19 protein-coding genes are annotated in these 19,845 nt (G+C 47.0%); 9 read left to right on the plus strand and 10 right to left on the minus strand.

The annotated features are described in order from the left end of the window. Positions 1-53 precede the first annotated feature (53 nt). The gene (gene arsC / locus ACOGW3_RS16725) at positions 54-401 is read right to left on the minus strand and encodes an arsenate reductase (glutaredoxin) (protein WP_419904021.1); all 348 of its coding nucleotides are present in this window, start codon (positions 399-401) and stop codon (positions 54-56) included. Positions 402-653: 252 nt separating this feature from the next. On the opposite strand from arsC, the gene tnpA reads away from it, so the two are divergent. The 3 genes from tnpA to ACOGW3_RS16740 all read left to right on the plus strand — a co-directional run bounded on the left by tnpA (position 654) and on the right by ACOGW3_RS16740 (position 3,489). Continuing rightward, a complete protein-coding gene (tnpA, locus tag ACOGW3_RS16730; protein WP_419901154.1) occupies positions 654-1,088 on the plus strand; it encodes an IS200/IS605 family transposase in 435 nt (144 codons plus the stop codon). Positions 1,089-1,263: 175 nt separating this feature from the next. Continuing rightward, positions 1,264-2,478 (plus strand): EAL domain-containing protein, encoded by a 1,215-nt coding sequence (locus tag ACOGW3_RS16735; protein ID WP_419904022.1) that lies wholly within the window; start codon positions 1,264-1,266, stop codon positions 2,476-2,478. Positions 2,479-2,601: 123 nt separating this feature from the next. Then, complete coding sequence (locus tag ACOGW3_RS16740; protein WP_419904023.1) at positions 2,602-3,489, plus strand: TIGR01459 family HAD-type hydrolase; 888 nt, start codon at positions 2,602-2,604, stop codon at positions 3,487-3,489. 11 nt (positions 3,490-3,500) lie between these two features. On the opposite strand, the gene ACOGW3_RS16745 is transcribed toward ACOGW3_RS16740, so the two are convergent. Then, positions 3,501-4,493, minus strand: coding sequence for a YHYH protein (locus ACOGW3_RS16745; RefSeq protein WP_419904024.1), 993 nt, complete (start codon positions 4,491-4,493; stop codon positions 3,501-3,503). Positions 4,494-4,753: 260 nt separating this feature from the next. Between ACOGW3_RS16745 and scpA the strand changes: the two genes are divergently transcribed. The 5 genes from scpA (at position 4,754) to rpmB (ending at position 12,729) form a co-directional block, all read left to right on the plus strand. Next, on the plus strand, positions 4,754-6,892 hold the full coding sequence (gene scpA / locus ACOGW3_RS16750; RefSeq protein WP_419904025.1) for a methylmalonyl-CoA mutase: 2,139 nt from the start codon (positions 4,754-4,756) through the stop codon (positions 6,890-6,892). Positions 6,893-7,022: 130 nt separating this feature from the next. Next, positions 7,023-9,386: a hypothetical protein gene (locus tag ACOGW3_RS16755; protein ID WP_419904026.1), complete on the plus strand. Its 2,364-nt coding sequence runs from the start codon at positions 7,023-7,025 to the stop codon at positions 9,384-9,386. A gap of 4 nt (positions 9,387-9,390) precedes the next feature. Beyond that, the gene (locus tag ACOGW3_RS16760; protein ID WP_419904027.1) at positions 9,391-11,259 is read left to right on the plus strand and encodes an ABCB family ABC transporter ATP-binding protein/permease; all 1,869 of its coding nucleotides are present in this window, start codon (positions 9,391-9,393) and stop codon (positions 11,257-11,259) included. A gap of 11 nt (positions 11,260-11,270) precedes the next feature. Continuing rightward, positions 11,271-12,260, plus strand: coding sequence for a methylmalonyl Co-A mutase-associated GTPase MeaB (gene meaB, locus ACOGW3_RS16765; protein WP_419904028.1), 990 nt, complete (start codon positions 11,271-11,273; stop codon positions 12,258-12,260). 172 nt (positions 12,261-12,432) lie between these two features. Further along, a complete protein-coding gene (gene rpmB, locus ACOGW3_RS16770) occupies positions 12,433-12,729 on the plus strand; it encodes a 50S ribosomal protein L28 (RefSeq protein ID WP_419904029.1) in 297 nt (98 codons plus the stop codon). Between the two features lie 12 nt (positions 12,730-12,741). On the opposite strand, the gene ACOGW3_RS16775 is transcribed toward rpmB, so the two are convergent. Then, the gene (locus ACOGW3_RS16775; protein ID WP_419904030.1) at positions 12,742-12,918 is read right to left on the minus strand and encodes a hypothetical protein; all 177 of its coding nucleotides are present in this window, start codon (positions 12,916-12,918) and stop codon (positions 12,742-12,744) included. On the opposite strand from ACOGW3_RS16775, the gene ACOGW3_RS16780 reads away from it, so the two are divergent. Continuing rightward, complete coding sequence (locus tag ACOGW3_RS16780) at positions 12,905-14,137, plus strand: ISL3 family transposase (protein WP_419901077.1); 1,233 nt, start codon at positions 12,905-12,907, stop codon at positions 14,135-14,137. The two genes, ACOGW3_RS16775 and ACOGW3_RS16780, sit on opposite strands and share 14 nt — an antisense overlap. A gap of 2 nt (positions 14,138-14,139) precedes the next feature. Here ACOGW3_RS16780 and ACOGW3_RS16785 read toward each other — a convergent pair whose 3' ends face one another. The 7 genes from ACOGW3_RS16785 to ACOGW3_RS16815 form a co-directional block, all read right to left on the minus strand. Next, complete coding sequence (locus ACOGW3_RS16785) at positions 14,140-15,177, minus strand: esterase-like activity of phytase family protein (RefSeq protein ID WP_419904031.1); 1,038 nt, start codon at positions 15,175-15,177, stop codon at positions 14,140-14,142. 156 nt (positions 15,178-15,333) lie between these two features. Beyond that, positions 15,334-16,125, minus strand: a complete 792-nt coding sequence (locus tag ACOGW3_RS16790) for a heme ABC transporter ATP-binding protein (RefSeq protein ID WP_419904032.1) — start codon at positions 16,123-16,125, stop codon at positions 15,334-15,336. Then, the gene (locus ACOGW3_RS16795; protein WP_419904033.1) at positions 16,122-17,207 is read right to left on the minus strand and encodes a FecCD family ABC transporter permease; all 1,086 of its coding nucleotides are present in this window, start codon (positions 17,205-17,207) and stop codon (positions 16,122-16,124) included. The genes ACOGW3_RS16790 and ACOGW3_RS16795 overlap by 4 nt, the downstream gene beginning before the upstream one ends. Before the next feature lie 34 nt (positions 17,208-17,241). Then, complete coding sequence (locus ACOGW3_RS16800; protein ID WP_419904034.1) at positions 17,242-18,114, minus strand: heme/hemin ABC transporter substrate-binding protein; 873 nt, start codon at positions 18,112-18,114, stop codon at positions 17,242-17,244. Position 18,115: 1 nt separating this feature from the next. Beyond that, positions 18,116-18,544, minus strand: coding sequence for a biopolymer transporter ExbD (locus ACOGW3_RS16805; protein WP_419904035.1), 429 nt, complete (start codon positions 18,542-18,544; stop codon positions 18,116-18,118). Then, complete coding sequence (locus ACOGW3_RS16810) at positions 18,541-19,164, minus strand: MotA/TolQ/ExbB proton channel family protein (protein ID WP_419904036.1); 624 nt, start codon at positions 19,162-19,164, stop codon at positions 18,541-18,543. Before ACOGW3_RS16810 ends, ACOGW3_RS16805 begins: the two co-directional genes overlap by 4 nt. Beyond that, positions 19,161-19,845, minus strand: a 685-nt coding sequence (locus tag ACOGW3_RS16815) for a ChuX/HutX family heme-like substrate-binding protein (RefSeq protein WP_419904037.1), incomplete at its 5' end; no start/stop codon positions are given. The genes ACOGW3_RS16815 and ACOGW3_RS16810, both read right to left, overlap by 4 nt.

Genomic DNA, 19,845 nt, shown 5'->3' on the forward strand with positions numbered 1-19,845 from the left:
AACAGTTTGAAGAAGTATCATCTGTTACTCGGTGTTGGATATGGAAAAACGGGTTAGAGAATTTCTAAAACTGCTTCTGGTGGGCGCCCAATACGCGCTCCCTTGTGAGATAGAACGATAGGGCGTTCGATTAAAATTGGGTTTTCAATCATAGCCGTGATCAGTTGTCGATCGTTCAGATCGGGATTCATAAGTCCAAGTTCCTTGTAAATCCTCTCCCCCTCACGCAAGAGTTCCCTTGGTTTGAGCCCGAGTTTGTTGAGGGTTTCTATTAATAACCCTTCGGTTAAGGGGACTTTGAGATATTCTATAATTTGAGGTTCCAAATTCTGATCTTGTAGGATCTGAAGAGTTTGGCGAGATTTACTGCAGCGTGGGTTGTGGAAAATTTGTAAGGTCATGTCAGTTAAGTATTCTATATTTAATTGAAAAATCGGTTATTATCTCGCACCGATTGCGATTTTTGTTAATGGTCTCTCAAGATACATGTGTCATTGATTATTCCAAATACTTTAGCCGAGTGAAAACGAAAAATATGTCACTAATTTAATCCGGTAAACCCCCGGCTATGCCGGGGGACTCTCAATGGTTTGACCGTTCCCACGGTCTTACATTTCTTTGTTTATTGACCAAAATAACAAAGGAATTAGCCGATGAGAGATTACAAAAGCCTTGCACATACGAGATGGGATTGTAAATACCACGTGGTTTTCATCCCTAAACGCAGGCAAAAAGTTATCTATGGCAACCTACGTCAGTATCTTGGTGAAATTTTCCATGAACTGGCCGGGCATCGCGAAAGTAAGATTGAGGAGGGCCATTTGATGCCGGATCACATTCACATGTGTATCAGCATACCGCCCAAACATGCTGTTTCAAAAGTCGTTGGATACCTAAAAGGAAAAAGCGCGATTGCCATAGCTCGAAAATTCAAAAATAAAGCACGGAATTTCAAGGGTGAAAATTTTTGGGCCCGTGGATATTTCGTCTCAACTGTAGGGCTCGATGAACAGATGGTGAGGGAGTATATCAGAACGCAAGAAGAGCGTGATAAGTACTTTGACCAAATGGATATATTCAATCCATAACCGCTTTAGCGGTTCCCAATTTGCCCCTTTAAGGGGCTCACCCGCTTAAGCCCCCGGCTTTGCCGGGGGTCATTTAACTCAACATCTGTTCTTTGTCACAATATATTGTAGCCTCGCTTTAGTGGCGGTTCTGGCTGGTCCCAGCTATATTCCTGGTCTGGAAAATGGCGGGGCCATGTTGCTTGGTTTGTGGATCTTTTTGGCAGGGGTCGTCTTGCATGAAATTATAACTCGGCGAAACAATGAAGAGGAATCCATCGCTAAGATTGAGACGTTGCATCACAATCAAGCTGTGTTGCGAGATCGGATATCTTGGACGCGTCGCGAAATAAAAGGCATTTCCGAAGCATTTGAAGCGGCGGGAAAATCCAGTAAGCTCAGTGATGAGCAAAATATTATCAATGATGCTCTTTCGGAGGTAAATCTTCTCAAGGCACTCATGCCGCGATTGACAGATCCGTTTCTGGGTCTTTTTGATGATGAAGCCAATGTTATTCAGCAGGAGAAGCAGCAAGAAGGCGAGTTACATCAGGCACCACGTGCTCCGGTAAGCTCTCCAAAGAAAGATTTTCTCGACGATTTTCGAAATGATAACACGCGTAAGAAAAGAGAAGCTAAGCCTGATCAGGAACAGGAACCGCATAAAGTATCTGTTCTGGGTGATCTCGGTGAAACGGAAGTTCTTTCTATTGTTCGGCAATGTTTAAGAGATGACCGCATTGATATGTTTCTCCAGCCTGTGGTTACACTGCCGCAGCGGAAAAGGAAATTTTATGAGTGTTTGTCACGATTAAGAACCTCCAATGGGCAAGTTATCGAGCCAGGACAATACGTTGCCATTGCCACTCGTGCTGGGTTGATTACGGCTATCGATAATATGTTGTTGTTTCGGTGTGTTCAGATCATACGTAAAATACTCCGTTCGGGAGAAGATCTCTCTTTCTTTGTAAATTTGTCGTCGCACACTCTAAAAGATCACGATTTCTTTGATGATTTTGTTGAATTTATCAGAGGAAATATTGAGCTCGCCCCCCATTTAATCATTGAGCTGAGACAGCAAGAGTTTTTAGAGCTAAAGGCAAGTGAACTACTCAGTCTTGAACGTTTGATGGGGCTTGGCTGCCGCTTATCACTGGATCGGATGACAACCTTGAAGATGGATCTCAAAGCCCTGTCATCCGGACGTGTGAGGTTTCTTAAGATCGAGGGTTGGCTTTTTGAGCAAGACCGGAATGAAACACAGCGTTTGTTAGAGCAAATTCGTGGTTTGCCTATTGAGCTTGTCGTTGAGAAAATTGAAACTGAAGAAGCTTTGGTTCAAGTCCTCGACCAGGACGTTGCTTATGGTCAGGGATATCTCTTTGGGGAACCAAGGCCCGCAAAGCCATAGTTGTTTTCAAGTTAAGGCTTAGTTGTATAGCGCTTTCTAGGCCTTCTTAAAGTATCCCCATGCTTTGCAAGTTGGTGCACATGTGGCACAAGGCGTAACAAATTTATTCTCAAGGAGCTATTTATGTCTGCGGTTGCACCTCGCACCATTCCCCTCTTATCTGGCGTATCAGAGGTAATTGATGATTATGATGGCTTTGTCATCGACCTGTGGGGCGTGATGCACGATGGTATGGAGGCCTTTCCTGAGGCAGTTGTTGCGCTCAAGAACCTCCGCGCTGCAGGCAAGAGAATTGTTATCTTATCGAACGCCCCACGCCGCGCAGAATCTGTAACGGTCCGAAATGAAGAACTTGGTATTGCCCGTGACCTTGCGGATGCAGTTCTGTCATCTGGCGAGGTAACGTGGCGTAATTTAAAAGAACGTAAGCTTCCTTTTTATCAGCAACTCGGACAGAACGCCTACTTGATCGGACCCTCTCGTGATCTCGGAATGAAAGAGGGCTTGGAGTTCAATTTTGTTGAGCAAGTTGATGAGGCTGACTTTATTCTTTTGACGGGTATTTGGGATCCTCAAGATGCCGTGGAACGATATGATAGCGTTCTTAAACCTGCTTTAGAGAAGAATTTACCAATGGTATGCGCCAACCCTGATCTGGAAGTGATCCGGGGTGGGAAGCGTGAACTTTGTGCTGGCGCTGTTGCTCACTATTATGAAGATATGGGCGGGAAAGTCCAATACCACGGCAAGCCCTATCAAGATATCTATCTAGAATGCATGAAGCTGGTCGGTATTGAGGATGGGTCACGAGTCCTGGCGGTCGGTGATTCCTTAAGGACTGATATTGCAGGAGCAAACGCAGCTGGTATCCATGGTCTTTTTATTGCCGGCGGTATTCACTCGGATGATTTACACGGCTTAAAGGCTCCTTCAGACATGATTAAGCTAGCTGGACTGTGTAAGAACTATGGTCAGTATCCAGTCGCAGCTATGCCAATTTTTAAGTGGTAAAGTTGCTTTGGTTATAACTTATATCTAGGTTTGGGTGGGCGCCCACCCGAGCCTGGTTTTGGCCTATGGCCACCTGGCCCACCACCAGGACCTCCTCCAGGCCCTCCTCTGTGCTTTTTAAAGCTGGCATCTGGCTCTCCACGGAATAGGCGTGGAATTAGGGGGTAATCACTGGTTAGAAAATAAGCATAGGTGCCTTCTGGATACTCTGGTGTCACGCACTGTCGTCCATTACAATCATCTAAATCGCCTGATCCAGCTAAGTATTCATAATCCTGGACAAAAGTACCGTCGTGTTTTCCCCCTGGCCCACTGCCAACTCTAAATCCTGGTTTAAGTCTATAGCTCGAGGCCAGCGCGATTATGGTGGTGTTATTATCAGCGGGTACTCTATGGCCATACAGGACGTAAATAGGAAAGCCGTCAGCGGCATATCCAATGATTGGGGAGTGTTGACTGTCAGACCACCTCTTGATTAATCCCGTTGGAAGGCCGTGATAGTGATAGGCTCCGTTGGGTTGGACGTGAGCGTTATTTTTATCCAGACCAAGGTTGACCTTCCCTGACATGGCTTCGTAGCGCCAGCCAGAGTTGCGATCTCTTTTCCAAAATTCGTTTGCCGCGGGGTCGAAAGGCACTCCGTTCAGGGCAACGCCAAAGCTGTTAAAGCCGACTTCTTGGGCGCGAGATCGGACCCTTGGTGTTATGGGGACCCTGAATTTGTATTGTTGAGATTGTATGCTGTTCGGGTTTCCCCTGTTAGGGAAAAGACCAGTGTCATGATTGGGAATACCATTCGCGGAAATATAACGGTATTGACCCCTTTTTGTAATTTCTACCTGATTGCTGAGAGCCCAGGCGTCTTTGGTGGTCGCTGCAATAAAGCCCGTTGCAGGTAAGACGCCCATCATCATCATAAATCGGCGACGTTCGAGCGTTTTCCCAAAGGCATTTTTATCCCTGTTGTCAGTCTTATTCTCGGGGAAAATTTTGTCATCTGGCATCAATCATGTTTTCCTTTTGGCAGCGTTACTGGTGAGTATAACGTGAGAGAAAGAATTTTCCGTCGTTGAAAATATGACCTTTCTGCAATAATGCGCTTTCGGTTTTGGTGCTATCACCTTTGCTAGGGGCATAGACTCGCTTTAAAAAACCTGTTTATATTGCGCTGCAATAAATTTTCTGCGCGGGCGACAGTAACCTTGTGCAGCAACAAAAATAAAAAATGCTCGGGCGATGATCCCGAAAGCAAGGAGGGCCGAAGATGTCTGATTTCCCAAAAAAAAGTATCTCTGACTGGGAAGGTCTTGTCGAAAAAGAACTTCGCGGCAAGCCACGCGAAAGCTTAAACTGGGAAACCCCTGAAGGTATTGTCGTAAAGCCGATTTATACCGAAAAAGACCTTGAGAATCTGGACACAATGGGAACGCTCCCGGGGTTTGCTCCTTTCCTCCGTGGTCCTCGGGGATCAATGTATGCTGCACGGCCCTGGACCGTGCGTCAGTATGCAGGTTTTTCCACTGCAGAAGAATCTAATGCCTTTTATCGTCGAAACCTTGCTGCAGGGCAAAAGGGCTTATCAGTCGCTTTTGATCTCGCAACGCACCGCGGATATGATTCGGACCATCCACGTGTTGTCGGTGATGTGGGCAAGGCTGGTGTTGCCATTGACTCTGTCGAAGACATGAAGATTTTGTTTGATGGCATTCCTCTGGATGAAATGTCTGTTTCCATGACGATGAACGGCGCTGTGTTGCCTGTTCTTGCAGGCTATATCGTTGCCGCTGAGGAGCAGGGGGTAAGCCCGGAAAAGTTGTCGGGTACAATTCAAAACGACGTCCTCAAAGAGTTTATGGTGCGAAATACCTATATATTCCCACCAACACCTTCTATGCGGATTGTTTCCGATATTATTGCCTATACCGCTGAAAATATGCCGCGATTTAACTCGATCTCAATATCGGGCTATCACATGCAAGAGGCTGGCTCTACTTGTGTGCAAGAGCTGGCCTTTACCATTGCTGATGGCCTTGAGTATGTTCGCACAGCAATCGCCAAGGGGCTGAATGTTGATGCCTTTGCGCCACGGTTGAGCTTTTTCTTTGCAATCGGCATGAACTTCTTCATGGAAGCTTCTAAACTTCGTGCTGCCCGTTTCCTCTGGTCGTACTATATGAAAGAAATGTTCGACCCTAAAGATACAAAATCTTTGATGTTACGGACACACTGTCAGACTTCGGGGGTATCCCTGACCGAGCAGGACCCCTACAACAATGTTATCCGCACAACAGTTGAAGCCATGGCCGCGGCTATGGGAGGGACACAGTCTCTCCATACCAATGCCTTGGATGAGGCCGTCGCGCTACCCACAGATTTTTCAGCCAGAATTGCACGAAATACGCAACTGATCCTGCAAGAAGAAACCGGGATTACCAAAGTGGTAGATCCTCTTGCGGGAAGTTATTACGTCGAGAGTTTGACGGCGAGCCTGATTGAAGAAGCCCGAAAAATTATTGATGAAGTTGAAGAAATGGGTGGCATGACCAAGGCAGTTGAGTCTGGTATGCCAAAACTGAGGATTGAAGAAGCTGCAGCTCGTAAGCAAGCGCGTGTCGATCGTTGCGAGGAAACGGTTGTTGGGGTGAACAAATACCGCCTTGAGCGGGAAGACGAAATTGAGATCCTGGACATCGATAATACTGCAGTTCGTGAAAAACAGATTGAGCGTTTGAACTCTATTCGTAGCTCGCGCAATAATGACGCTTGTGAGAAGGCTTTGGCTGACTTGACCACTGCAGCGGAAAGCGGGGCAGGGAATTTATTGGACCTTGCAGTTAAAGCGACACGCCTTCGTGCAACGGTTGGTGAAATTTCAGATGCTCTGGAAAAGGTGTATGGTCGTCACAGGGCAGTAAACAGGAGCATATCTGGCGTGTATGGATCTGCATATGAGGGTGATGATAACTTTGCTCAGATTCAAAGCGAAGTTGAAAGTTTCGCAGAGAAAGAGGGGCGTCGGCCACGGATGCTGGTTGTTAAACTCGGTCAAGATGGCCATGATCGCGGGGCAAAGGTTATTGCGACAGCCTTTGCAGATATCGGTTTTGATGTCGATGTCGGACCATTGTTCCAAACTCCCGAGGAAGCGGCTCAGCAGGCAATAGAAAATGATGTTCATGTCATTGGAGTTTCGACCCAGGCGGCAGGACATAAAACCCTGGTTCCTCAGCTGATCGCTGAATTGAAGCGTGAGAAAGCCGATGACATCCTTGTTATTTGCGGAGGGGTCATTCCTGCTCAGGATTATGACGCTCTAAAAAAAGCAGGCGTTTCTGCGGTGTATGGACCTGGAAGTAACATTCCAGAAGCCGCGCGTGAGATTATTGGATTACTGGGAAGCTAATTCTGTAAAGTTTTAAAAAAAATCTAATGATGCTGCTGATCTTGTTGGTCTTTCTTGGACTATCGGGAGTTCCTGCCTTATCATCCCTTTCAGGCGATAAAAGGTCGTGAATGAAATCAGGGAGTGAGGGATGTCAGGTTATACCTGGATCACTAGAATTTCTGCGCTGTTGGGGGTTGCAGCGACAGCCGGATGGTTGTGGGTTTGTTATACTTATCTCGTGAGCCAGGTTGGCTTGGATACGTTGGAAAGTATGCTTCCCCAAGAGCAGGGGCAAATTATTGCAGGCATTGCTTTACCGCTATGCCTGCTTTGGGTTGTGCTTCTTTTCATTGTCCGAGGAGCGGGGCTTTCCACGCAAACCCGGCAGTTGCTCACAAAAATGGATCGGCTAACTTATCCTGACGATGAAGAGAATACCCGGGTAAAGGACATCACTCGACAGTTGCAGGAGCAGGCAGAGAGCCTAAGCAGTGCTTCAAGTGATGTCGAACAACGCTTAGGCGGGGTGATCAATGCTTTTAAGGAGCAAACGAAACACCTGACCGGCGCGGCTATACGAGCGTCTTCACAAGCGGAACAAATCCAAGAGACATTGGTCACACAACAAAGTTCTTTGGAAGAGGTACATAGCTCTATCCATGGAAGCCTCGAGACTGCACGCGAAGCGGTAAAAGAACAGGTCACAGCACTTGAAAATTCGGGTGTTAGAAGCGAGGTCATGGCCGATACCATCAGTAAGACATTGCGCGAATCTGTTGATGTTTTGGATGAGGCTGTAGAGCGAACAATTGGCCGGACTGAAGATGCTTGTGAAATGCTTAAGCAACAGGCTGAGGACATGGCTGCAGCAGGTACGACTGCGGAAGTCTGTAGTGAGACAATGCGTGAAAGCCTTAAAGAGGATCTCGAAACTCTAAAGCTTGTGCAAGACACGATCGAAGCCGAAGGGGAACGTTTTAAGGGGCTTATCAAGGACCGCCTTGGGGATGTTGAAGAGCTTCTTGCCGGGGCTGGAGAGAAAATATCTGAACTTGGCGTGCGGCTGTCTGGTGAGAATAGCGCAATGGAGCAGCTGGTCGCCGAGATTGGGTACAAGGCTGTTTCTCTTTCGGATGCGATGCGAAAAGATGCCGAAGAGGTGAGAGAGCTTTTTGCGGATGTAGCACAGCGCGCAGGTAATATGACCGACGGCTTTAAGGTTCAAGCCGGAGAGCTCGATAAAAAAGGGCAGGAGATCGCGACCAATCTGACCCACGTGACCCGGGATTTGGGGGAAGCTGTCTCACTTGCCGGGCGTGAAGAGGCCTCGCGTCTGACGGAGGCAACCGCCCAAGCTCAAGACACATTGATTGCTGCGGCTGAAAAAATTCGCCCGGGTATTGAAAGTCTTGAAGATTCGTCAGAACGTTTAAATGATCTTGCTGATGTTGTTATGGGCGGGTTGAGCGAACACACCCGTGAGATCGGTCAGGTCAGTGAGGCGGCTCAGCAAAATGTTGAGGAGACTTCTAAGACCCTGAAAGATCAAACGCGTTTGATGGAACTCGCGGCTGACAAGGCTGTGCGCCACACAACCGAAGTGGCAAAAGTTTTTCAACTACAAACCCTTGCCCTCGCAGATGGATCAAGCGCAGCAAATCAGGCTGTTCAAGATTTGCGTCGAGGGGTGCATGAAGAGCTCGATGCCTTTAAAGAACTATCTGATGATTTTGAAAAGCTTCATGAAGATGTCCGGGTTTCTTTGGCGGCACGTACCGATGCTCTGACAAAGGTATCAGAAGAGTCTCGCCATACAGCAGAAACTCTAAGCCAGGAAGTTGACGGGCAAAGAGATAAACTAACGAAATTAGCAGAAAATTCTCTTAAGCAAGTTGCGGAAATTAGCAGTCGAGCAGAAACCGCAGCTTCTGGCCTGGAAGGTGCTGCCAACAAAGCGCTTGAGAGGGCGGAAAAACTGACAGTAACATTACGCAAAGATACTGATGGTGTCACAAAGGTGAATGAGCAAGTTTCTGCTTTGGTTGATAGCTTTGGGCAGCAAACAAGGGATCTCACTCATGCTTCGGAGGAGGCAACCCGTCAGGCGCTTGTACTTCGTGAGGAAAAATCAGCAAATAAGCGAGATGCTTTCTTACGCGGTGCGACTATTTTGATTGATGATCTCAACTCCTCAGCAATCGATCTCAATAAAATTTTGGATGCGGACTTGCCTGAGGAATATTGGAAACGATATCACAAGGGTGATCGTTCGATCTTCGCCAGATCAATACTTAAGAAAAAAGATCTCTACGATACACGGGAAATAAAACGCTACTTTGAGACCAATCAGGCTTTCCGGAACCAGGTTAATCGCTATCTGGATCAGTTTGATAACCTTTTGTCACAAGCCCGAGAATGCGATAGCGAAGATGTTCTTGCGGCAACGTTTATGACGGCTGATGTCGGCAAACTGTATGTTTTGTTGGCGCGATCCCTTGGCCGAATGGAGTAACTAAATGCGTCGGATGCGCGAAGATGTCCCTGAGGCGGAGAGTGAATCGAGCCAACTCGATACCCTGAAAACACTGCTTCCCTATTTTTGGCCAGCAGATCGTTTTGATCTCAAGGTACGTATCATAGTCTGTTTTGGGCTTCTTATTCTCGCCAAACTTACCAACGTATCCGTACCTTATATCCTAAGAGGAGCCGTTGATGCGTTAAGCATCGATGAGCCGGGATTGCTGGTTGTGCCGCTGGGGATGCTCATTGCCTATGGGCTCGCAAGAGTGGGCGCTATTGCCTTTGATAACATTCGCGAGGGACTGTTTGCCAAAGTCGTGCAGAATGCCATTCGCCGCGTGGCGCTGGTTACCTTTCGCCATCTGCACTCTTTATCACTTCGATTTCATATTGAGCGCAGAACAGGGGGGGTAACCCGGGCGATTGATCGCGGGACCAAGGGCATAGAGTTTATGCTCACATTCCTGATGTTTAATGTGATTCCAACCCTTCTTGAGATTGCGGTTGTCTGTGTTCTCCTTTGGGTTTTGTTCGACTGGCGTTTTGCTGTCGTCCCCTTGGTGACCATCCTCGCTTACATCTTCTTGACCCTGCGTATAACTGAATGGCGCATTACTCTTCGCCGAAACATGAACGCAGCTGATAACGACGCCAATACCAAGGCTGTTGATAGCCTGCTCAATTTTGAGACGGTGAAATACTTCGGCAATGAAGAGCATGAAACAAAACGATATGACAAAGGTCTCGAAGCTTACGAAGATGCAGCCATTCGCAGCCGGACCAGCCTTTCCAGTCTAAACATTATCCAATCCGCCGTGATCTCCATCGGGGCGAGCCTTATGATGATCATGTCTGGGTATGGTGTTGTCTCTGGGGCAATGACTGTAGGTGATTTTGTCATGGTCAATGCCTATTTGTTGCAGCTCGCGATGCCGCTCAATTTTCTCGGGTTTGTCTATCGTGAAATTCGCCAGGCCCTGATCGATATGCACACCATGTTTGAGCTTCTGCATAAAGACCTTGAAATCAAAGATGTCTCGGATGCCGCTGAGCTCAAAGTAGATGGCGGAGAAATTCATTTTGAGAACTGTACATTTGGGTACGACGAACGTCGACCTATCCTTAAAGGGGTAAGTTTTACGGTTCCAGCGGGTAAGAAACTTGCCATTGTCGGATCAAGTGGGGCAGGGAAATCCACCATTAGCAGGCTTCTTTTCCGATTTTATGATCTGGATTCCGGGACAGTAACAATTGATGGACAGGATATCTCTCAGGTTCAACAGGGATCTCTTCGTCAGGCTATTGGGATCGTGCCTCAGGATACGGTGCTTTTTAACGATACTATCTTCTATAACATTGCCTATGGTCGCCCGTCTGCGACCCGTGAAGAAGTCGAGGCTGCAGCCAAGTTGGCCAAAATTCATGATTTTGTTATGTCGCTGCCAGATGGTTACGATTCCACCGTTGGTGAGCGCGGTTTGAAACTATCGGGTGGGGAGAAACAGCGGGTCGCCATTGCGCGTACCGTTCTCAAAAACCCAGCTATTATGTTGTTCGATGAAGCGACGTCAGCGCTCGACAGTAAAACCGAGCAAGACATTCAAGCCAGTCTTAATGATGTTTCCAAAGATCGAACCACACTGGTTATCGCCCACCGGCTTTCAACGGTTGTTGACGCTGATGAGATCATTGTCTTGGAGCAGGGACAAATTGCTGAGCGGGGTACACATAGTGCTCTCCTGAAAAAAGATTGTCACTATGCAGAGATGTGGCGTCGTCAATTGGAAGTAGCCCAAAAGGTTGCCGAGGTAGAGAAAGCTACTGAGGCAGAAGAAGGGATTACGCAGATAGAAACACAGGCATAACGAAAACAGGCATGACAAAAGAAAACTCTAAAATAGAAGGGTTGGTCGAGGGGATTTCTAAAAGAGATCGCAGGTCTCTGGCCCGTGCGATTACACTTATAGAATCTACTCGTCCTGATCATAGAGAAGATGCTGACGCCCTTTTGGAAAAAATTCTGCCTCAGAGTGGTAATTCTATAAGAATTGGCATCTCGGGTGTGCCCGGGGTTGGTAAGTCGACCTTTATCGAATCCTTTGGCATGCATTTGATCTCTCAGGGGCACCGGGTTGCCGTTCTTGCCATTGATCCATCCTCGCAGCGTACAGGAGGCTCCATTCTTGGGGATAAGACCCGAATGGAAATTCTGTCCCGCCAAGAGGCCGCCTTTATTCGACCCTCTCCGGCAGGAGGAACTCTTGGAGGGGTTGCGCGCCGTACTCGAGAGGCGATGCTGTTGTGCGAGGCTACAGGCTTTGATGTGATCCTTGTGGAGACCGTCGGCGTTGGTCAGTCAGAAACGGCTGTTTCTGAGATGGTGGACATGTTCTTGTTACTATTGTTGCCAAGTGGCGGTGATGAGCTGCAAGGCATTAAAAAAGGGATCATGGAGTTGGCTGATATGGTTGTGGTCAACAAAGCGGATGGTGATCTTAAGCCAGCGGCAAATAGGGCCGCGGCAGAATACCATGCTGCTCTGGGTTTGATGCGTCCTTCAAGTCCGAATTGGAAACCAACCGTTAAAAAGTGTTCTGCGCTACACGATGAGGGAATATCCGAGGTCTGGGCGGCAATAGAAGAGTTTCGTACTAAGTTGTGGACCAGTCATGAGATCCAGGATAAGCGGGTACGACAATCGGTTTCCTGGATGTGGGGAGAAATCAAAGAATCTCTCGTAGTAGCTTTTTGTGATAAACCAGATGTTAAATCTGCTTTAGTTAAAATGGAATCCGATGTAACAGAGGGACGATTGGCCCCTGCAACGGCAGCGCGAAAGCTATTGGAGCTGTTCGCAAAAGGTTGAGCGGGCAGTTAAACGGCAGTTCTAGTAAGATTCTAAAAGAATCTTGATGAATCTTTCCGGGAATCGTCCTTTTGCCTTGACCCCTAGGCCCCTGTGTCTTAAAACTCGCGCCGAGCCGGAATACTGGCATAAGTTTATTTTTATTATTCATCGAGATTACAGGATTAAAACCATGGCACGCCGTTGTGACTTTACTGGTAAAGAAGTACAGACTGGCAACAATGTGAGCCACGCCAAGAACAGAACTCGGCGTCGGTTCCTGCCAAATCTTCAAAAGACTTCAATGTTGAGCGATGCTCTTGGTCAGACTGTTCAATTCCGTCTGAGCACAGCAGCTATTCGCACCATTGAAAAGCGCGGTGGTCTTGATGCATTCTTGCTATCAACTCCAGCAACTTCATTGGGCAAAAAAGCTCGTGAAATGAAAAAGCGCGTTCAGAAAGCTTTGGTTTCCAAAGCCGCTGAATAAGCCGTCTTATTCTTAGAACAGCCCGTTGTGCGTAAGCCAACGGGCTTTCTTTGTTGTTGGCTGATTTTTAAAGATTGTTCGGCTCTTCTCCGCTTTGTTGAGTAGAAAAAGATGCCGACCGCCAAGTAACCTGTTGATATGTATGGTTTCTGATAACTTTACATAGAGCAGGTATATGACAATCAACATCTCGCAGCATATTTTAGGCCTCAAAGGGCAACGTGTAAATGAAATTAAACTGGATGACGGCGGTGTTAAGATTGTCATTCACTGCAGCCGAGACGCGCGTAGGAGGGCTATAGACCCTGCTACAGGCCAGAAGGGAAGCATCAACCAGCATGTCCGCCGACAAGTAAACGACATCCCCCTTTTTGGGTATCCTTGTGTGGTCGAGATTGAGCTGGCGCAGGTTTATATTAACAAGGGCGAACGCCGCATTGAGGGGTGTGATTTTGTTGATAAAGGGTGCCGTTTCACTCACCGATTTTGCCGACTGATCAGTGGATTATGTCGGCATATGTCTATTCAAGCGGTTTCCAGACATTTGGATATACGATGGGAAACGGTCAAGAATATCGACAGGGCATACCTTATTGAAACTCTCCCTACGCTTGATCCTGCAGAGCTAACTGGCTTGGAATATATTGGTGTAGATGAAGTTGCCCGGGCGAAAGGTCATGACTACATGACGGTGGTCTACGATATGGTTGGCGGTCATCTGATCTGGGTTGAAGCAGGCCGAACTGCCGAGGTTTTTTCAAGGTTTTTGAAACAACTGCAACCAGATACAGCCTGCAAAATAAAGGCCGTAGCGATGGATATGGGGCCTGCCTACCAAAAGGCTGTCAGAGAGTCCTTGCCGTTGGCCGACATAGTATTTGACCGTTTCCACGTCATGAAAAACTACAGCAAAGCTATCCATAATCAGCGTCGACTTGAGTTCAGAAAGGCCGATCCAAGTGGTAAAGAGTTGATGAAAGGGACACATTATCTGTTGCTCAAAAATGCGGATAAGTTGAGTGAAAAACAAAGTGACAAGCTGCAAAGGTTGCTGGAGAGCAATAGCAACCTGAATGCACTTTACGTCTTGAAAGAACAGCTTCAGCTGCTGTGGAGTGCCGCTTCATTTGAGGCGATGGCGGAGCAACTGGAACGTTGGTGCCTGATAGCAGATCAGTCACAGATGCTCTATCTAAAAAAGTTCGCGAAATCCCTACGGAAACATTGTGTGGGCATCTGCAACTACGCCAAACACAAGCTCACAAGCGCCAGGATAGAGGCTGGTAATGTCAGTATAGGAATGATCCGTAAGCGAGCCAGAGGCATCAAGGATACCGAATACTTCAAACTCAAAATTAGACAATCATCCATTCCAGATAATCAATCTATGCTCTATTTGAAATCCTAAATCTACTCAACAAAGCGGAGAAGTGCCGATTGTTCATCGATTTCAAACATCAGCAATAAAGTATCTTGAGTGAAGCTCAAATTATCATCCGATAAAAGGTAGATGAGTGTTTCTCCAGTCGTTCCTAAGCGGCTACTGATACCTTCCATGTTGTCTATGGCATGCTGACCCTCAAAAGTAGCAAGAACACGTCCCTCCATGACTCCACCAGGCTGTATTTGTTCTGCTGGGAAAATTCTGAGGCTGGTCTTAAAGCCTTCGAAAATTGAAAAGCTTCTCTCCAACAAAAGAAGATCACCCTGTGGCGTGACACTTAAGCCAGTGGGTAAAAAGTTGCCATTAGGCTTCAGGTATATCGTGCCCCAGCTATATTGATCCCAGAGAAAAGCCTGTATTAATTCTTCATGAGACTCTGATGTCGGCGAATCTATACGTTCGGGGATTGCCAAGAGGCAGCCTCCTGGAAGCCAGGTTAAAGCCTCTATTCCTCTGTTTTTGGATGTGCTTGTAAAAGTTTCGGGGAAGGGGATAGATTCTGCATTTGCTTCTAGGGGAGCAGGATATTTCAATATCCTATGGTGGCGTTCAAAGCTGATATAAATGGCCCCATCTTCAGCACGTGCAATTGATTCGCTATCACGTTCTTTTTTACGGGTGAGGGCAGTGCCTTTTGTCCCTTTGAGAGAGGAGAGCAAACCCCGAGAAAGGGAAAGTAGATCACCGCCTAGACCGTAACCAAGGCGACCTTTGAACCAGAGGCCTTTATCTGTTACGGCTAACATGGTTTTGCCATCTGGAGATATCTCCAAGCCAGAGAGCCCACCGAAACGTTGATGAGTTGACTTCACTTTCAAACCACCGCGCCAAATAAGTGCACCGTGTTTCATGTTTGATTGAGAAGTATTTGAAAAAGAAACTGCTTCGACAGTTATTGGAATTTGTACGGAATGCAGAACAGCAAGGTTTCTATCCTGATACGCAATAAAGACGGTGATGGCTGCCGCGATAAAAGCCGTAATATAGAGAGTTCTAAAAATCATTTTTATTCCCGTTTAACGTGCTTAATCTTGACGCTTAAACGTTAAACAATCTTTATGATTCCTAAGTGAAATCTCTGTGACTTTTATAAGGCGATGAAATTATTGCGAAAACTGGGAAAATTAAAAATCATCCCTAGATTCGAATTCAAGCGGTGCTTAAATTGATGTTGTGAATGTAGGCTTATGGCATTGTTTATCTTGGATTTTAATGACATTGCATTCAAATGTTTTTGAGAGCACTTGGGGGTCCATAACTATTTCTGCAGGCCCCGTATTCACGAGTGAACCGTTTGAGATAATGGCGATATCATCACAATAAAGGGCGGCTTGATTGAGGTCGTGGAGGATTGCCAAAGTAGCGGTATTATTATTCTTACATTGCTGGCGTGCTGCCTTTAAAACCGCGTGTTGATGGGCAATATCCAACCCGGCGGTCGGTTCGTCAAGAAGAAGGTATTTGGATGTGCTATCTCCAGTCAATCCCATTGTTTGTGCGAGGGATCGTGCTAATTGTACACGCTGTTTCTCTCCCCCTGAAAGAACGGAATATGAACGCTCGCTCAAGTGGCGAATATCTGTCAGAGCCATAGCTCTTTCAACTGATATACGGTTTACAAAGGGAGTACAGAGTTTTTCATAAGGCCACCGTCCCATTGCAACCACCGATCGCGCAGAGAAGGGGAATGCCAATTGTGAAGCCTGGGGCATGACGGCTCTGCGTTTTGCAAGGGCTTCATCATTCCAATCTTCGAGAGAGACATGATCAAGTTCTACTTTCCCGCTTGAGGGCTTAAGCTCTCCGGAGAGAACTTTTAAGAGGGTGGATTTGCCGGCGCCGTTAGGCCCCAGGATGCCAAGAAACAAACCGGATTTGAGCTCAAGCGAAATATCTTCGAGCAAGGTGGTCTTTCCAATACGAACGCTGATGGATGTTGCTTTGAGTGTCACAGGGACCGCCTTTTAAATTCACGAAAAAGAAGGGCAAAGAAAAAAGGTCCACCGATAAAGCTGGTAACCAAGCCGATAGGAAGCTCTGCAGGAAGGACGATAATTCGTGCAATTGTATCTGCTATAAGTATCAGAAGGGCACCAATGAGGGCTGATGCAGGTAGGACAAAGCGATTGTCCGCACCCCCGATAAGACGCGCTAAATGAGGCGCAATCAACCCGATAAAGCCGATCATTCCTGCAGCGGCTACAGCCGCGCCAGTTGCACAGGCGGCTGCCAAAGCTGCTTGCTGTTTAATTTTCTCGGTTTGAACTCCCAGGTGTTTAGCCTCGGTTTCACCGAGTAGGAACAGGTTGAGAGGGCTGGCAAGACGTAACAGGAAAAAAACAGCGAGGAGCATGATCAGGATTGAGGGCCATGTCGCTTTTCCTGCCCCGGATAAACTCCCCATACTCCAAAAGGTAAGGGATCTTAGTTCAGTATCGTCAGCGAGATAAGTAAGTAAGCCTATGATTGAACCGACAATTGCGGTTACAGCAATTCCCATGAGTAACATCATGGAGACATCGGTAGAGCCGTCCCTTTTGGCTAGGCGATAGATCAAGACAGTAACTGAAAGACTGCCTATGAAGGCAGCAATGGGGAGCGAAAAGTTTTTTGTTAGGTCAAGGAACGATGAAAAGAAAGTATCGCCAAGGACAATAATGCTGACAACTGCCAAGGCCGCACCGGATGAAACCCCAATGAGGCCGGGATCTGCCAGAGGGTTTCTAAATAAGCTTTGCAGGACCCCTCCTGAAAGAGCCAAAGACATGCCAATTACGAGTCCAAGAGCCGTACGCGGCAATCTAATAGCCTCAAGAATGAGAATTTCTTGTGACGTAAGTTCGGACTGGGAAAGCTCAAGGTAGGACAATAAGTGCTTCACGCTTTCAGAGATGGGAATAGAGACGCCACCGAGCCCGAGCGAAAAAAAGATTGTAAGTAAAAGGGCGAGGCCTAAAAGCGGTAGTAACCATATAGGGGAATGGCCTTCACGTTTTTTCCTAAACAACCGTTTTGTTGAAATGGCATATGACATGGTTTGCATTGTCTTTTTTTTGGGGACGCAGTGGTTAGGGGGCAGGCTTGAACAATTGTGAGGCAAGAAGCTGTATCGCCTTTGGTGTTCTCGGTCCCAGGCCAAGAAGAAGGGTGCCGTCGAGGGTTAATATCCGGTCCTGTGACACTGCTTTTAATTTTCCAAGGATAGGATCATTTTTTAATTGTGATATCCCGCCTGCTTGATCCAGGGTCCGCTGGGGAAGAAGAATGTAATCAGGTGAATTTGTAATCATGTATTCACTTGAAAGCGGTTTAAAACCGTTGAGATCAGCCGCTGAATTAATTGCCCCGGTATAGCGGATTATTGTATCGATCGCGGTGTCTTTTCCGGCGGTCATAAGGTTGCCGTGGCCCGTATTAAGAAGGAAGAGAACAGATGGTTTAGATCTTTGCCCACTTGCCATAGCCAATTGTTTTTCCAGCTGCTCTTTGATTTGGGCACCGAGGGTTGAACCGATATCAAAATTGTTGAGTACAGAAGAAACTATAATGACGCCCTCTACAATCCGGTCCGGGGTGACGAGTTCAGGCACAAGTGTCACGGGAACTCCAGTAGTTTTGATGGCTTCCAGGACGTGTGTAGGGCCGGATCCTTCAAGGGCGATAATATGGTCGGGACCAAGACTGAGTAAGCCCTCCACTGAAAGCTGACGCATATAACCTACTTTGGGGAGTATGAGGGCTCGTTCCGGGTACTTACTCGTCGTATCTGTAGCAATAACTTTACCCCCTTCACCCAGGGCAAAGACTATTTCTGTTACAGGGCCTCCGATCGTAATGATTTTTTTTGGGAAAATACTCTCGCCAAGAGATTGAGTGCTAATCACGAGGGTTAGGATGAGGGTGGCTAATCCAGCAATGTTTTTAACGGGTATATTTAACATTTCAGGGTTCCAAAAGTATTTCAGCAGCGGTTCGACCACGGGTTTCCAAAAAAGACAGAACCTGAACTAAGTTTTCGATCGAGGCTGATTTGTCACCAGCAATAACAACAGGTTGGTCGGGGGCTTGATGAAGGGTTGTTTTTAGGGCGTTGCGCATGTCTTTCCAGTCTTGAAAAGGGCTGCCATCAAGATCCCAAACCGATGTTTCATTATCCTTTGAGTTCCTCAACGTAATTACAATTGCATTGCTCGATGCTTGTTTCAGAGCCGTTTCTTGAGGTTGAGGAAGGTCGACTTCTATGGAGAAATTTGCACTGTTGGCGGTTAGGATCAAAAAAACCAACAAGATGAAAAGAACATCTAACATCGGGGTCAGGTCGGGCAGAAGACTGTCTGATTCTGAGGAGTGATCGGTTGAAAGCTCGATCATGGTCGGTATTGAGAGCTTGGGATTATCGGGTTTTGCGTGTTTGAAATTGCCAGTGACAGACGGCTCAGAGATAGGCTCAGGGTTTCAATGTGCCGATCGGCGAGAATGCGAAATCCGTGCGCACCCAGAAGAGTTGGGAGAGCAATTGAAAGCCCAACAGCGGTGGTTAGCATCGCTTGCGAGATACCTTCTGCAAGCATCGCGGGGTGGATAGGCCCATCCTGTAAGGCTATAACCTGAAAAGCATTGATCATGCCAAGCACTGTGCCCAGAAGCCCAAGAAGGGGACTGAGCACGGCGATCAACATCATAAAGCGTAAACCGTATTTAATCCTTGTAGCGTAAGTTCTTAACCAGATTTTCAGCGCTTCTTCACGTTGTGCGACAGGAGATTCGTAAGTTTGTAGTGCTACGAATATAGCGGAGCTAAGTTCGTTTTTTTTACTCGCAAGATCTTCCAGATACCCTCGATCAACGGTATCGAACAGTTCTGTTGTACCCCTGCGAAATCGGGCGAAAAATACTGTTCGTTCCATCAAAAGAATAACGGCAATAAAAGAGAATAGAAGCAAGGGCCAGCCAACAGGCCCAAGCTTGTTAAACAGTTCAGGAAACGTCATTCCGCTGCCTCAGAAGTCGGTTGATGACGGTTTAAGCCTTCGATGAGCTTGGCCCACTCTGGGTTTTCGGGGTTGCCCATTTCGCGCTCACCACAAAGAAGAGCAAAAGAATTGTTCTCGGTATCAAACAGTTCCAGTGTTGTGATGACACCATCCTTTGTAGGCTTTCGGACCAACCAGGCTTCGGCAATGCGATCTTCTCTGAGGTGCAGGTTAAATTTGGGATCGAGAATATTTATCCAGGGACCCATATCCTTGATGTTCTCTATGACCCCGGTATGAATTTGAATACAGCCTCGATTTCCAACAAAGACCATGATTGAGGTATTATGCTTGGCTGATTGCTCAAGGACTTCACGTAAGGCCAGGGGGGATAGTTTTTCTGCGTAGTCTGGGCCAATAAGGCGGAAAGCCTGATGGCGTTCACAATTATGTTTTTTCAAAAGAGCATGAAATTGATGAACATCTTTCATCTTTGCCCAGCCCGTATAAAGCGCCTCAATATCTATCTGCGCATCAGGAGTGGTTGGAGCAGCTTCCTGTTTTGATGAAATTGTTAGTTCAGGGGTAATGGCATCAGATTTGTATTTTTCAACAAGTTCAGCATAGTTATTCTCTTCGGAATTTTCAGTCAAAAATATCTTGTGAATAGCGGCGCCCTCATGGTCAAAAAATTGCAGG

Source organism: Kiloniella sp., from assembly GCF_965205715.1.
In the GTDB taxonomy this organism is placed as follows: domain Bacteria; phylum Pseudomonadota; class Alphaproteobacteria; order Kiloniellales; family Kiloniellaceae; genus Kiloniella.

Bases quoted from the DNA above. Each gene is read 5' to 3' on its own strand.
- arsC (WP_419904021.1), bottom strand. From the start codon at position 401: ATGACCTTACAAATTTTCCACAACCCACGCTGCAGTAAATCTCGCCAA.
- tnpA (WP_419901154.1), top strand. From the start codon at position 654: ATGAGAGATTACAAAAGCCTTGCACATACGAGATGGGATTGTAAATAC.
- ACOGW3_RS16735 (WP_419904022.1), top strand. From the start codon at position 1,264: ATGTTGCTTGGTTTGTGGATCTTTTTGGCAGGGGTCGTCTTGCATGAA.
- ACOGW3_RS16740 (WP_419904023.1), top strand. From the start codon at position 2,602: ATGTCTGCGGTTGCACCTCGCACCATTCCCCTCTTATCTGGCGTATCA.
- ACOGW3_RS16745 (WP_419904024.1), bottom strand. From the start codon at position 4,493: ATGCCAGATGACAAAATTTTCCCCGAGAATAAGACTGACAACAGGGAT.
- scpA (WP_419904025.1), top strand. From the start codon at position 4,754: ATGTCTGATTTCCCAAAAAAAAGTATCTCTGACTGGGAAGGTCTTGTC.
- ACOGW3_RS16755 (WP_419904026.1), top strand. From the start codon at position 7,023: ATGTCAGGTTATACCTGGATCACTAGAATTTCTGCGCTGTTGGGGGTT.
- ACOGW3_RS16760 (WP_419904027.1), top strand. From the start codon at position 9,391: ATGCGTCGGATGCGCGAAGATGTCCCTGAGGCGGAGAGTGAATCGAGC.
- meaB (WP_419904028.1), top strand. From the start codon at position 11,271: ATGACAAAAGAAAACTCTAAAATAGAAGGGTTGGTCGAGGGGATTTCT.
- rpmB (WP_419904029.1), top strand. From the start codon at position 12,433: ATGGCACGCCGTTGTGACTTTACTGGTAAAGAAGTACAGACTGGCAAC.
- ACOGW3_RS16780 (WP_419901077.1), top strand. From the start codon at position 12,905: ATGACAATCAACATCTCGCAGCATATTTTAGGCCTCAAAGGGCAACGT.
- ACOGW3_RS16775 (WP_419904030.1), bottom strand. From the start codon at position 12,918: ATGTTGATTGTCATATACCTGCTCTATGTAAAGTTATCAGAAACCATA.
- ACOGW3_RS16785 (WP_419904031.1), bottom strand. From the start codon at position 15,177: ATGATTTTTAGAACTCTCTATATTACGGCTTTTATCGCGGCAGCCATC.
- ACOGW3_RS16795 (WP_419904033.1), bottom strand. From the start codon at position 17,207: ATGTCATATGCCATTTCAACAAAACGGTTGTTTAGGAAAAAACGTGAA.
- ACOGW3_RS16800 (WP_419904034.1), bottom strand. From the start codon at position 18,114: ATGTTAAATATACCCGTTAAAAACATTGCTGGATTAGCCACCCTCATC.
- ACOGW3_RS16805 (WP_419904035.1), bottom strand. From the start codon at position 18,544: ATGATCGAGCTTTCAACCGATCACTCCTCAGAATCAGACAGTCTTCTG.
- ACOGW3_RS16810 (WP_419904036.1), bottom strand. From the start codon at position 19,164: ATGACGTTTCCTGAACTGTTTAACAAGCTTGGGCCTGTTGGCTGGCCC.